Origin of the sequence: Pseudomonas oryzihabitans (assembly GCF_014522265.1) — a bacterium.
Lineage (GTDB): Bacteria > Pseudomonadota > Gammaproteobacteria > Pseudomonadales > Pseudomonadaceae > Chryseomonas > Chryseomonas aestiva.
This window is the reverse complement of sequence record NZ_CP017024.1, coordinates 4,390,958-4,403,569: the sequence shown is the minus strand read 5'-3', so window position 1 is coordinate 4,403,569 and position 12,612 is coordinate 4,390,958. Positions and strand designations below refer to the sequence as shown.

Sequence of the window (12,612 nt, the reverse complement as noted above, 5' to 3'; positions counted from 1 at the left end):
TAGCCTGATGATTGATCAGGAGCTCGCCGGTTCCGCCAGAGACGAACGCCAGCACGATTCGCCTCCTCTCCCCCTGGGAGAGGGCTGGGGTGAGGGCGCGCCTCGCTGCGAACACCCAGTGGAAAAGGCTGCGCCGTTTTCCACGCTACGCCTGTCGATATGCCCGCTGGCGATTCAGTCGTCCGCGTCCTTGGGTACTCGCCGAGGACGCCTCACCAGCTCCCCGCGACAATTCGGACAGCGCTCCTGCAGCGGCCCGGCGGCGCATTCCGTGCAAAAGGTGCATTCATAGGAGCAGATCACCGCCTCTTCGCTGCCCATCGGCAAGGCCTTGGCGCAGTGTTCACACGAGGTCCGCATGTCCAGCATGGCTGTCTCTCCCTGATCAGGCGCCAAAGCGCGCCGCATAGTCCTGGGGGCTGACCGCCAGGTGTTTGTGAAAGGTGCGCCGGAGATTTTCCGGATGGCCGAAGCCGCACAGGCGCGAGACCGTACCGATGGAAGCCTGGCCATCCTGCAAGAGCACCCGCGCCGTCTCCAGGCGGACCTGCTCGACATAGCGGCCCGGGCCCATGCCGACCTCGCGGCTGAACAGGCGCGACAGGGTGCGCGGTGCCATATGGGCACGCTCGGCCAGGCGCTCCAGCCCCAGGTCTTCCCCCAGGTGACCGGGAATCCAGTCGAGCAGGGCGGCCAGTCGTGGCGTCCGTCCCGGATCGGGCGCCAGACAGGCGCTGAATTGCGCCTGGCCGCCGGGACGGCGCAGGAACATCACCAGTCGGCGCGCCACCGCCAGCGCCAGCGGACGTCCGAGATCGGCTTCCACCAGCGCCAGGGCCAGATCGATGCCGGCGGTGACGCCGGCCGAGGTAAAGACATGGGGATCGCCATCGTGCCCCAGGGGGTCGTAGGTATGCAGGCGATCGCCCTGAACCTCGATGGCCGCAAAGGTAGCGAGTTCGTCGACATAGGCCCAGTGGGTGGTGGCGCGGCGACCGTTCAGCAGCCCGGCGCTGGCCAGCAGCAGGGCGCCGGAACACACCGAGCCGACCCGTCGCACCCGGGGTTCCAGATCGCGCAGCCAGGCCTGCAAGCCGGCATCCTGGCGTAGCGTCTCGATGCCTATGCCGCCGGGAATCAACAGGGTATCCACCTCGCCCACGTCGAGGTCGTACCAGCTCTGTTCGGCCTGGATACCGATACCGGCCGAAGTCCTGACCAGCCCCTCGGCGGCGCCCAGCAGGCGCAGCTGGTAATAGGCAGGCAGTCCCTGGCGTTCCCGTTCCAGATTGGCCGAGGCGAAGACCTGCAGCGGGCCGGTGACGTCCAGGCTCATGACGTCAGGGTAGAGCAGCGCAGCGATCAGCGGCATGGATGGCTCTCCGTAGCGATTTGGCGAGCATGCCTCGGCGTCCATGTAGGCGACAAGGTCAAAGACCCCACGGATCTCGCCATCCGGTGGCAGGTTGGATTTGGCGTGACCCGCGCCCGGCCGTATCATCGCCGCCCATGAACTACACCGATCCCAAGCAACTGGCGCCCTTGCTGGAAGCCATCCTGCTCGCCGCCGGCCGACCCCTGACCCTGGAGCGCCTGGCCGAACTCTTCGAAGAGTACGAACGCCCCGAGCCCGCGCACCTGCGCGCGGGTCTCGCCGTGCTCGGCGGGTCCTGCCGCAAGCGCGGCTTCGAACTCAAGGAAGTGGCCTCCGGCTATCGCCTGCAGGTGCGCGAAAAGTACGCGCCCTGGGTCGGACGCCTCTGGGAAGAGCGCCCGCCGCGCTATTCCCGCGCCATGCTGGAGACCCTGGCGCTGATCGCCTATCGGCAGCCCATTACCCGTGGCGAGATCGAGGAGGTGCGCGGGGTGGCGGTCAACAGCCAGATCGTCAAGACGCTGCTGGAGCGCGACTGGATCCGCGTGGTCGGCTATCGCGACGTTCCCGGCCGCCCGGCGATGTTCGCCACCACCAAGACCTTTCTCGACTACTTCGACCTGCGCAGCCTCGACCAGCTGCCGCCCCTGGCCGAGGTGCGCCAGCTGGAACCCGAACCGGCCTCGGTGCTGGAAGATCCCGAGCTGAGCCTGGCGGCGCTGGGGGAGGGGAGCCGAAGGACGAGGAGGACACCCTGGTGATCCCCGAGCGCACCAGTTTCCGTACCCTGCTCACCGAGCTGGACGCCATGGAGACCGGCCTCAAGACCGATTTCGATGACCTGCGCCAGGCGGCGGACGAGGAAGACGAGGGTTGAGTCAGGCCTGTCGGGCTTCGCGCTGCTCAACCCAACCTACCCGCTGAACCGCCCCTTTCCGCGGAAGGACCCCCTCGCTCGAACAGCTCCCTCTCCCTCAGGGAGAGGGCAGGCTTCACGATGAATGCCAAGCGGAAAAGGCTGCGCCGTTTTCCACGCTACGGTGCTCCCCTGACTGCGGAAGACGACCCTCGCTCGATCAACCCCCTCTCCCTGTGGGAGAGGGCTGGGGTGAGGGCCGGGCTTACGGGGCATGCCCAAGCGGAAAAGGCTGCGCCGTTTTCCACGCTACGGTGCTCCCCAGACTGCGGAAGATCACCCTCGCTCGATCAACCCCCTCTCCCTGTGGGAGAGGGCTGGGGTGAGGGCCGGGCTTACGGGGCATGCCCAAGCGGAAAAGGCTGCGCCGTTTTCCACGCTACGCTGCTCCCCTGACTGCGGAAGATCACCCCTCGCTCGAATAACCCTCTCTGCCTGTGGGAGAGGGCTGGGGTGAGGGCTGGGCTTACGGGGCATGCCCGAGCGGAAAAGGCTGCGCCGTTTTCCACGCTACGGTTTTCCAGTTATCAGATGCGCATCGCGGCCATGGCAGTGCGCCGTAGCGACCGCTCCTGCAGCAGCTGGACCTTTTGTAGGAGCGGCCCATATCCGCGATAAAGACAATTTCTCCTATCTTCGGAACTCTCCGTAAGAGCCGCCGCATCGGTGGACCAACCTTGCCGCAACTGAAAATGAAAAAAGCGCCCGAAGGCGCTTTTTTCCATCGGGTCTTACAGACCTCAGGCCGGCGCGTTGACCAGCGCCTTGCAGGTATCGAGCATGCGGTTGGAGAAGCCCCACTCGTTGTCGTACCACGCCATGATCTTCACCAGCTTGCCGCTCACCTTGGTGTGGTTGGCGTCGAAGATCGACGACAGGCGGTTATGGTTGAAGTCGATGGAGACCAGCGGCTTGTCGTTGTAGCCCAGGACCGGCGAGGCTTCGGCCGCCGCCTTCATGAAGGCGTTGATGGTCTTGGCGTCGGTTTCCTTGGCGGTCAGGATGGTCAAATCGACCAGCGACACGTTGATGGTCGGCACCCGCACCGCCATGCCGCTAAACTTGCCTTGCAGCTCCGGCAGAACCAGGCCCACGGCCTCGGCGGCACCGGTCTTGGTCGGAATCATCGACTGGGTGGCCGAACGCGCCCGGAAGGGGTCGGAGTGGTAGACGTCCGACAGGTTCTGGTCGTTGGTGTAGGCATGGATGGTGGTCATCAGACCGTTCTCGATACCCAGTTCGCGCTGCAGCACCTGGGCGACCGGCGCCAGGCAGTTGGTGGTGCAGGAGGCGTTGGAGATGATCTGGTGCGACTGGCGCAGGATGTTGTCATTGACGCCATAGACGATGGTGGCGTCCACGTCCTTGCCCGGTGCCGAGATGATCACCTTGGAGGCGCCGGCTTCCAGGTGGGCGGCGGCCTTGTCGCGGCTGGTGAAGAGGCCGGTGCATTCGAACACCACGTCGACCTTCAGATCCTTCCACGGCAGCTCGGCCGGGTTGCGGATGGCCGTCACGGCGATGCGGTCGCCATTGACCACCAGCTTGTCGCCCTCGACGGACACCTCGGCAGGGAAGCGGTCATGAACGCTGTCATACTGTAGGAGATGCGCATTGATGGCGGCGTCGCCCAGGTCGTTGATCGCGACGACCTCCAGGTCCTGGCGATAGCCCTCGGTGTACAGCGCCCGCAGCACGTTGCGGCCGATGCGTCCAAAACCATTGATGGCAATACGAATACTCATTGAGAGAAACCTCGCGATAGCTGGGTTTTGTTGTAAAAAACATTACACATGACGCGTGCTAAGCGGAATAATAGCGCCAATTTGGCTGTGAATGTTTGAAATAACAACAAATTTAGCCCGGTGGAGAATCGAAACCATGCATCCTCGCGTCCTCGAAGTCACACAGCGGTTGGTGGAACGCAGTCGTCCGACCCGTGAGCGTTACCTCGCCATGATCCGGGCCGCCGCCAGCGACGGTCCGCAGCGCGGCAAGCTGCAATGCGCCAATTTCGCCCATGGCGTCGCCGGGTGTGGATCCTCGACGGATAAGCAGCGCCTCCGTTTGATGGACCAGGCCAACGTCGCCATCGTTTCCAGCTACAACGACATGTTGTCGGCTCACCAGCCCTATGAGCACTATCCGGAGCTGATCAAACAGGCCCTGCGCGAGATCGGCTCCGTCGGTCAGTTCGCCGGTGGCGTGCCGGCCATGTGCGACGGCGTGACCCAGGGCGAGGCCGGCATGGAGCTCAGCCTGGCGAGTCGTGAAGTCATCGCCATGTCCACCGCCGTGGCCCTGTCGCACAACATGTTCGACGCTGCGCTGCTGCTGGGCATCTGCGACAAGATCATCCCCGGCCTGATGATCGGCGCGCTGCGCTTCGGCCATCTGCCGATGATCTTCGTCCCGGGCGGCCCCATGCCATCGGGCATCTCCAACAAGGAGAAGGCGCGCGTGCGCCAGGCCTTCGCCGAGGGCAAGGCGACCCGCGAGGAGTTGCTGGAATCGGAGATGAAGTCTTACCACAGCCCTGGCACCTGCACCTTCTATGGCACCGCCAACACCAATCAGGTGGTGATGGAGGTCATGGGCCTGCACCTGCCGGGCTCCTCCTTCGTCAATCCCTACACCCCGCTGCGTGACGAACTCACCCGCGAGGCGGCGCGCCAGGTGACCCGCATCACCCACCAGGGCGGCAACTTCATGCCGCTGGGCGAGATCGTCGACGAGAAGTCCATAGTCAACTCGGTGGTAGCCCTGAGCGCCACCGGTGGCTCGACCAACCACACCCTGCACATCCCGGCCATCGCCCAGGCCGCCGGTATCCAGCTGACTTGGGACGACATGGCCGAGATCTCGGCGGTCACCCCAACCCTGGCCCAGGTCTATCCCAACGGCAAGGCCGACGTGAACCACTTCCACGCCGCCGGTGGCGTCAATTTCATGGTGCACACCCTGCTCGAAGCCGGGCTGCTGCATGAAGACGTCAACACCATCATGGGCCGTGGCCTGTCGCGCTACCTGCAGGAACCCTTCCTGGTGGACGGCAAGCTGGAATGGCGCACCGGCAGGGCCGAAAGCCTGGACGAAGACATCCTGCGTCCGGCCAGCCGGCCGTTCAACGAGGAGGGCGGCCTGCGCGTCATGCAGGGCAATCTCGGGCGTGGCGTGATGAAGGTGTCGGCCGTGGCGCCCAACCATCAGGTGGTGGAAGCCCCGGCGCGGGTCTTCCATGACCAGAGCGAACTGGCGGCCGCCTTCAAGGCCAGCGAGCTGGAGCGCGATTTCGTCGCGGTGGTACGTTTCCAGGGACCCAAGGCCCTGGGCATGCCCGAGCTGCACAAGCTCACGCCGTACCTCGGCGTGTTGCAGGATCGCGGTTTCAAGGTTGCGCTGGTCACCGACGGCCGCATGTCCGGTGCCTCGGGCAAGGTCCCGGCGGCGATCCACCTCTGTCCGGAAGCCATCGACGGCGGTCCTCTGGCCAAGGTCTGTGACGGCGATCTCATCCGCGTCGATGGGCGTACCGGAGATCTGAAGATTCTGGTCCCGGCGGACGAATGGATGGCCCGCGAGGCGGTCGAAGCGCCCCAGGGCACCGGGGTAGGCTGTGGTCGTGAGTTGTTCGCCTTCATGCGCGGCGCCATGAGCACCGCTGAATCGGGTGCCAGTGCATTCACTTCCAGTCTGGAGGCGCTGAAATGAGTTTGGCTTTGGTTGGCGACATCGGGGGCACCAATGCCCGCTTCGCCCTGTGGCGCGACGGTCGCCTGGAGGCCATCGAGGTCTTCGCCTGTGCGGATTACGCCTGTCCGGAAGATGCCGTGCGCAAGTACCTGGCGCAGAGCGGCGTGGCGCTGGATGACATCACCGCCGTGTGCCTCGCCTGTGCGGGCCCGGTGGGCGAGGGTGACTTCCGCTTCACCAACAATCACTGGGTGATCAAGCGCGAGCAATTCTGTCGCGAGCTGGGGCTGACCCATCTGCTGCTGATCAACGACTTCACGTCCATGGCCTGGGCCATCGCCCGCCTGGACCCGGCGGACTCCGTCCAGGTGCGCGACGGCATCGCCTTGCCGACTCGTCCGCGCCTGGTGATCGGGCCGGGCACCGGCCTGGGTCTCGCCAGCCTGGTACCCAGTGGCAAGGATCGCTGGATCGTGCTGCCGAGCGAGGGTGGTCACGTCGACCTGCCGATCAACACCCAGCGCGAATTCGATATCTGGAAGATCCTCAAGCGCCAGTTCGGCAACCACGTCTCCGCCGAGCGCGTGGTGTCCGGCAGCGGCCTGGTCAACCTCTATCACGCGAGTTGCGAACTGGACGGTCGCACCGCCGCCCTGCACAGCGCAGCGGACATCTGCGAGCTGGCGCTCAAGGGTGACCCCTATGCCGACGCCGTGCTGGAGCAGTTTTTCATCTGGCTGGCGCGGGTCGCCGGCAACGCGGCCCTCACCCTGGGCGCGCTGGGTGGCGTCTACATCGCCGGCGGCATCCTGCCGCGCTTCGTCGAGCGTTTCCAGAGCGGGGCCTTCGCCCATGCCTTCGCCGACAAGGGCAAGACCAGCAGCGCCTACCTCAAGGACATCCCGGCCTGGCTGGTGACCGCCGAGTACCCGGGGCTGTTCGGTGCCGGCGTCGCCCTGGACCAGACCATCGCCGAAGCGCGCCAGGTCTGATCCGCTGGGGCCGGGCGACTACTCAAGGTCGCCCGGCCCCGGTATGCTGCCGGCACTACCGGTAGCTGGCCTCGGGCCAGAACAACAAGAGCGAACATCGCCATGTCCACCCTGGGCAAATCCCTCCTGGTCGTCGACGACGACGGGGAAATCCGTGAGCTGCTCGACGCCTACCTCACCCGTGCCGGCTATCTGGTGCGCGCTGTCGGCGATGGCCGCGAATTGCGCCGGGCGCTGGGCGACTTCGTCCCCGATCTGCTGATCCTCGATGTCATGCTCCCCGGCGAAGACGGCTTCGCCCTCTGCCGCTGGATGCGCGAGCAGTCCAGTTGCCGCCAGGTCCCCATCATCATGCTCACCGCCAGTTCCGACGAAGCGGATCGGGTCATCGGCCTGGAACTGGGCGCCGACGACTACCTGGGCAAACCCTTCAGTCCGCGCGAATTGCTGGCCCGCATCAAGGCGCTGCTGCGCCGTGCCGGCTTCGGCGAGACACGCCCGGCGGCCACCGGTCTGCTGACCTTCGACGACTGGCGGCTGGATCCGGTCAGTCACCGACTGTTCCATCGCGATGGCGAGGAGGTCATCCTCTCCGGCGCCGATTTCACCCTGCTCAAGCTGTTTCTCGACCATCCCCAGCAGATCCTCGATCGCGACACCATCGCCAATGCCACCCGCGGGCGCGAGGTGCTGCCCCTGGAGCGCATCGTCGACATGGCGGTCAGCCGCCTGCGTCAGCGGCTGAGAGACACCGGCAAGTCGCCGCGACTGATCCGCACCGTGCGCGGTTCCGGCTACCTGCTCGCCGCCGAGGTCAGCGGACTGGTCGCCGATGCGGTGTAGCGGTCCCCTCGCGCGGCTGGTGCCGCGCTCCCTGCTGGCGCGGATGCTGCTGCTGACCTTGCTGGCGGTACTGCTGGCCCAGGGCGCCTCGGCGCTGTTCTGGTCGGCTTCCCTGCGCAGCGACCGCAACCAGGGCTTGCAGACCGCCGCCCGCAGCCTGGGCTATTCCATCGCCGCCAGCGTGCGCTATTTCAGCCTGCTGCCGCCGGCCTATCGGCCACTGGTGCTGGAGCAGTTGCGCAACATGGGCGGCACGCGCTTCTTCGTCTCGCTCAACGAAAAGCCGCTGACCATGCAGGCGCTGCCGGACACCCCCGGCCGCCGGGCGGTGCTCCAGGGCGTCGAGGCGGTGCTGCGCGAGCGCCTGGGCGCGGCCATGCCCATGTACGTGGAATTCATCGGCCCCCAGCAGCTGCGGCTGTTCAACGGCGCCGTGGCCCTCGACGAACTGCCGCGCTCCTGGGCGCACTATGCCCTGAGTCTGGAGCCGCTGGAGCCGCCGGTACTGGTGACCCAGATCCGCATCGGCGAAGGGGAGTGGGTCTATCTCGCTACCCTGATGCCGGCGCCCTACTACAGCCTGGACGAGTCCTGGCTGCCGTTGCAGCAACTGCTGTTCATGGTCTTCAGCAGCGCCTTCCTGCTGCTGTTCATCGGTCTGCTGATCCGCTGGCAGAGTCGCCCGCTCAAGCGGCTGTCGCGTGCCGCGCGGGAGCTGTCGCTGGAAGTCCATACGCCGCCGGTGCGCGAGGAGGGCGCCCAGGAGATCCGCGAGGTCACCCGGGCCTTCAACGCCATGCGCGAACGCATCGCCCGCTACCTGGACGAGCGCGCCCAGCTGTTCAGCGCCATATCCCACGACCTGCGCACGCCCATCACCCGGCTGCGTCTGCGCGCCGAACTGGTGGATGACGAGCTGATGCAGGCCAAGCTGGTGCGCGATCTGGACGAGCTGGATCTGCTGGTCAAGGGCGCCCTGCAGTGCGTCAAGGACACCGACATCCACGAGAACCTGGAACCGGTCGACCTGCAGGCGCTGCTGGAACAGCTGGTGGAGCCCTTTACCCAGGAGCAACCGCCGCGGGTGCGCCTCACCGGGGAAGCCCGGGGCACCCTGCTGGGCAAGCCGCTGGCGCTCAAGCGCTGTATCGGCAATCTGCTGGACAACGCCCTCAAGTATGGCTATCGCGCCCACCTGCAGGTGGAAGACGACGGTCATGCCTTCGTCCTGCATGTCGACGACGAAGGGCCGGGGGTGCCGGAGCAGGAACTGGAGCAGGTGTTCCAGCCCCATGTCCGCCTGGCCACCGACCGCCATGGCTATGGCCTGGGCCTGGGCATCGCCCGCAATCTGGCTCACGCCCATGGTGGCGAAGTGGAGCTGCGCAATCGCCGCGAAGGCGGTCTGCGGGTCACCCTGACCTTGCCACGCGGCTAGGCCGGGGCCGCTGCTGGAACCGCTGCGCCTCCGCCAGGCAGACGCGCGCACCCGCCAGGCAGGCATTCGCTCCGTTTCCCCACCCGCTCTGACGCCAGCGCTATGTCACCAGTCCGTGACAAAACTCCTTCCCTTCGTTACCCACGGCCGCAGGCGTCTGACTAGACTCCGCCCAGCTCCAATAAAAAAACAACAAGGAACGACCCCCTCATGAATGCGTTGAATCGTCTCGCTCTCGCCGTTTCCCTTTCCTGCGCCGCGCTCGCCGCCCCCCTGACCGCCCATGCCGGTGAGGTCGAGGTGCTGCACTGGTGGACCTCCGGTGGCGAGGCTCGCGCCGTCGATGTCCTCAAGCAGCTGATGCAGAAGCAGGGCGATACCTGGAAGGACTTCGCCGTGGCCGGTGGCGCCGGCGAGGCCGCCATGACCGTGCTCAAGACCCGCGCCGTGTCCGGCAATCCGCCGTCCGCCGCCCAGCTCAAGGGCCCCGACATCCAGGAATGGGCCAGCATGGGCTTCCTGGCGGACATCAGTGACATCGCCAAGCAGGGCAACTGGGACACCATCCTGCCCAAGCGCGTGGCCCAGACCATGCAGCACGATGGCGAATACGTCGCGGTGCCGGCCGGCATCCACCGCATCAACTGGCTGTGGATCAACCCCGCCGTCTTCAAGAAGGCCGGCGCCAAGGTCCCCACCACCCTGGACGAATTCTTCGAGGCCGCCGACAAGCTCAAGGCCGCCGGCGTCGTACCCCTGGCCCATGGCGGTCAGAACTGGCAGGACGGCACCATCTTCGAATCCCTGGTCATGGCCATCATGGGTTCGGAAGGCTACGACAAGGTCTTCGTGCAGACCGATGCCGACACCATTCGCAGCGACAAGATGGTCGAGGTGTTCAAGACCTTCAAGCGCGTCAAGGGCTATGTCGATCCCAATGCCGCCGGTCGCGACTGGAACCTGGCCACCGCCATGGTTATCGAGGGCAAGGCCGGCATGCAGATCATGGGTGACTGGGCCAAGGCCGAATTCACCGCGGCCGGCAAGAAGCCGGGCGTCGACTACGAGTGCGTGGTGATGCCGGGCACCCAGGGCGACTTCATCTACAACATCGACTCCCTGGCCATGTTCAAGATCAAGAACAAGGACAACCAGAAGGCCCAGGACGACCTGGTGCGCACCGTCATCGACAAGCCCTTCCAGGAGGTGTTCAACCTCAACAAGGGCTCCATCCCGGTGCGCAACGACATCGACCTGGCCAAGTTCGACAGCTGCGCCCAGCAGTCCGCCAGGGACTTCCAGGCGGCCAATGCCGATGGCAAGGCCGAGCCGAGCATGGCGCACAGCATGGCCAATACCAGCTATGTGCAGGGTGCGATCTTCGACGTGGTGACCAACTTCTTCAACGACGCCAACGCCGATCCGAAGAAGGCCACCGAGCAACTGGTCGCTGCCATCCAGGCCGCCAAGTAAGGTCAATCGCGGCCATGGCGGTCCGCCGCTGCGGCCGCTCCTACAGCTAAAAATCGACCTGTAGGAGCGGCCCATGGCCGCGATCCATCAGGCACCCAAAGCCCAAATAATACCACCCCTTGGGAGCGCCCCATGGCTCTTACCGAAACCCTTCCCGTCGCGACCGTCAGTCGACGCCCGGACCGGCTGCAGCGCCTGCTGCCCAAGCTGGTGCTGGCGCCCACGGCCATCGCCATGGTCGTCTGCCTCTATGGCTACATGCTGTGGACGGCGGTGATCTCCTTTACCAACTCGCGCTTCCTGCCCAGCTACAATTTCGCCGGCTTCGCCCAGTACGCGCGGCTGCTGGAGAACGATCGCTGGCTGGTGGCCTGCAAGAACCTGGCGATCTTCGGTGGCCTGTTCATCCTGCTGAGCCTGGCCATCGGCGTCTTCTTCGCCATCCTGCTGGACCAGCGCATCCGTCGCGAAGGCTTCATCCGCACCATCTACCTCTATCCCATGGCGCTGTCGATGATCGTCACCGGCACCGCCTGGAAATGGCTGCTCAACCCCGGCATGGGGCTGGACAAGCTGCTGCGCGACTGGGGCTGGGAAGGCTTTCGCTTCGACTGGCTGGTGGATCCCGACCGGGTCATCTACTGCCTGCTGATCGCCGCCCTCTGGCAGGCCTCGGGCTTCGTCATGGCCATGTTCCTGGCCGGTCTGCGGGGCGTGGATTCCTCCATCCTGAGAGCCGCCCAGGTCGACGGGGCAGGGCTGCCGACCATCTATCTGCGCATCGTCCTGCCCAGCCTGCGGCCGGTGTTCTTCAGCGCGGTGATGATCCTCGCCCACATCGCCATCAAGAGCTTCGACCTGGTCATGGCCATGACCGCGGGCGGTCCCGGCTACGCCTCGGACCTGCCGGCGGTGTTCATGTACCAGCACACCTTCACCCGCGGCCAGATGGGCCTGGGTTCGGCCAGTGCGGTGCTGATGCTTGGCGCGGTGCTGGCGGTGCTGGTGCCCTACCTCTACTCGGAATTGCGGAGCAAGCGAAATGGCTAAGGCTCTGAACGTCAATCGCGTGGCCATCCACGCCACCCTGATCATCGCCTGCGCGGTCTATCTTGTGCCGCTGCTGGTGATGCTGCTGACCAGCTTCAAGACCCCGGACGACGTTCGCACCGGCAACCTGCTGAGCCTGCCCCTGGACTGGACGATCATCGGCTGGCTCAAGGCCTGGGACGTGGTGCACAGCTACTTCTGGAACTCCTTCATGATCACCGTCCCGGCGGTGCTCATCTCCACCTTCATCGGCGCGCTCAACGGCTACGCCCTGTCGAAGTGGCAGTTCCGCGGTTCGAATCTGCTGTTCAGCCTGCTGCTGTTCGGCTGCTTCATTCCCTTCCAGGTGATCCTGCTGCCGATGTCCTTCACCCTCGGCCAGCTGGGCCTGGCCAACACCACCGCCGGCCTAGTGCTGGTGCACGTGATCTACGGCCTGGCCTTCACCACGCTGTTCTTCCGCAACTACTACGTGGGCATCCCCGATGCCCTGATCAAGGCGGCGCGGCTGGACGGGGCGGGCTTCTTCACCATCTTCTTCAAGATCCTGCTGCCGCTGTCCACGCCGATCGTGATGGTCAGCCTGATCTGGCAGTTCACCCAGGTATGGAACGACTTCCTGTTCGGCGTGGTGTTCGCCAGCGGCTCGTCGCAGCCCATCACCGTGGCCCTGAACAACCTGGTCAACACCAGCACCGGCGCGAAGGAATACAACGTCGACATGGCCGCCGCCATGATCGCCGCGCTGCCGACGCTGCTGGTCTACATCTTCGCTGGCAAGTATTTCGTCCGGGGCCTGACCTCGGGCGTGGTCAAAGGATAAGGAAGGCCA

General features: G+C 65.4%; 10 protein-coding genes and 1 pseudogene. 8 read left to right on the top strand and 3 right to left on the bottom strand.

Going from position 1 to position 12,612, the window contains the following annotated elements; genetic code table 11:
• Positions 1 to 174: 174 nt before the first annotated feature.
• Positions 175 to 360 carry a DUF1272 domain-containing protein gene (locus BGI51_RS20390; protein ID WP_437128221.1) on the bottom strand — a complete coding sequence of 62 codons (186 nt, stop codon included), beginning with the start codon at positions 358 to 360 and terminating at the stop codon, positions 175 to 177.
• Positions 361 to 385: 25 nt separating this feature from the next.
• Complete coding sequence (locus BGI51_RS20385; RefSeq protein ID WP_187979532.1) at positions 386 to 1,372, bottom strand: GlxA family transcriptional regulator; 987 nt, start codon at positions 1,370 to 1,372, stop codon at positions 386 to 388.
• Between the two features lie 137 nt (positions 1,373 to 1,509).
• Here BGI51_RS20385 and scpB point away from each other — a divergent pair.
• Positions 1,510 to 2,252: pseudogene (scpB, locus tag BGI51_RS20380) on the top strand (SMC-Scp complex subunit ScpB).
• Positions 2,253 to 3,031: 779 nt separating this feature from the next.
• On the opposite strand, the gene gap reads toward scpB, so the two are convergent.
• Positions 3,032 to 4,036, bottom strand: coding sequence for a type I glyceraldehyde-3-phosphate dehydrogenase (gap, locus tag BGI51_RS20375; protein WP_017641313.1), 1,005 nt, complete (start codon positions 4,034 to 4,036; stop codon positions 3,032 to 3,034).
• 136 nt (positions 4,037 to 4,172) lie between these two features.
• Here gap and edd point away from each other — a divergent pair, with 136 nt between their 5' ends.
• The 7 genes from edd (at position 4,173) to BGI51_RS20340 (ending at position 12,603) form a co-directional block, all read left to right on the top strand.
• Positions 4,173 to 6,002 carry a phosphogluconate dehydratase gene (edd, locus tag BGI51_RS20370; RefSeq protein WP_187979531.1) on the top strand — a complete coding sequence of 610 codons (1,830 nt, stop codon included), beginning with the start codon at positions 4,173 to 4,175 and terminating at the stop codon, positions 6,000 to 6,002.
• Positions 5,999 to 6,976, top strand: a complete 978-nt coding sequence (locus BGI51_RS20365; protein WP_133860875.1) for a glucokinase — start codon at positions 5,999 to 6,001, stop codon at positions 6,974 to 6,976. Before edd ends, BGI51_RS20365 begins: the two co-directional genes overlap by 4 nt.
• A 102-nt stretch (positions 6,977 to 7,078) precedes the next feature.
• Entirely contained in the window at positions 7,079 to 7,819 is a 741-nt protein-coding gene (locus BGI51_RS20360) for a response regulator (protein ID WP_007158678.1), read from the top strand.
• The gene (locus tag BGI51_RS20355) at positions 7,809 to 9,257 is read left to right on the top strand and encodes an ATP-binding protein (protein ID WP_187979530.1); all 1,449 of its coding nucleotides are present in this window, start codon (positions 7,809 to 7,811) and stop codon (positions 9,255 to 9,257) included. The genes BGI51_RS20360 and BGI51_RS20355 overlap by 11 nt, the downstream gene beginning before the upstream one ends.
• A 210-nt stretch (positions 9,258 to 9,467) precedes the next feature.
• Positions 9,468 to 10,730, top strand: a complete 1,263-nt coding sequence (locus BGI51_RS20350) for an ABC transporter substrate-binding protein (protein ID WP_187979529.1) — start codon at positions 9,468 to 9,470, stop codon at positions 10,728 to 10,730.
• Positions 10,731 to 10,862: 132 nt separating this feature from the next.
• On the top strand, positions 10,863 to 11,780 hold the full coding sequence (locus BGI51_RS20345; RefSeq protein WP_074582831.1) for a carbohydrate ABC transporter permease: 918 nt from the start codon (positions 10,863 to 10,865) through the stop codon (positions 11,778 to 11,780).
• Complete coding sequence (locus tag BGI51_RS20340; RefSeq protein ID WP_007158674.1) at positions 11,773 to 12,603, top strand: carbohydrate ABC transporter permease; 831 nt, start codon at positions 11,773 to 11,775, stop codon at positions 12,601 to 12,603. The genes BGI51_RS20345 and BGI51_RS20340 overlap by 8 nt, the downstream gene beginning before the upstream one ends.
• The last annotated feature ends 9 nt before the right edge of the window (positions 12,604 to 12,612 follow it).

What these genes read in the sequence shown, in the direction of transcription:
- BGI51_RS20365 (WP_133860875.1), top strand. Translation starts at nt 5,999, where the DNA reads ATGAGTTTGGCTTTGGTTGGCGACATCGGGGGCACCAATGCCCGCTTC.
- BGI51_RS20385 (WP_187979532.1), bottom strand. Translation starts at nt 1,372, where the DNA reads ATGCCGCTGATCGCTGCGCTGCTCTACCCTGACGTCATGAGCCTGGAC.
- BGI51_RS20355 (WP_187979530.1), top strand. Translation starts at nt 7,809, where the DNA reads ATGCGGTGTAGCGGTCCCCTCGCGCGGCTGGTGCCGCGCTCCCTGCTG.
- gap (WP_017641313.1), bottom strand. Translation starts at nt 4,036, where the DNA reads ATGAGTATTCGTATTGCCATCAATGGTTTTGGACGCATCGGCCGCAAC.
- BGI51_RS20340 (WP_007158674.1), top strand. Translation starts at nt 11,773, where the DNA reads ATGGCTAAGGCTCTGAACGTCAATCGCGTGGCCATCCACGCCACCCTG.
- edd (WP_187979531.1), top strand. Translation starts at nt 4,173, where the DNA reads ATGCATCCTCGCGTCCTCGAAGTCACACAGCGGTTGGTGGAACGCAGT.
- BGI51_RS20350 (WP_187979529.1), top strand. Translation starts at nt 9,468, where the DNA reads ATGAATGCGTTGAATCGTCTCGCTCTCGCCGTTTCCCTTTCCTGCGCC.
- BGI51_RS20345 (WP_074582831.1), top strand. Translation starts at nt 10,863, where the DNA reads ATGGCTCTTACCGAAACCCTTCCCGTCGCGACCGTCAGTCGACGCCCG.
- BGI51_RS20360 (WP_007158678.1), top strand. Translation starts at nt 7,079, where the DNA reads ATGTCCACCCTGGGCAAATCCCTCCTGGTCGTCGACGACGACGGGGAA.
- BGI51_RS20390 (WP_437128221.1), bottom strand. Translation starts at nt 360, where the DNA reads ATGCGGACCTCGTGTGAACACTGCGCCAAGGCCTTGCCGATGGGCAGC.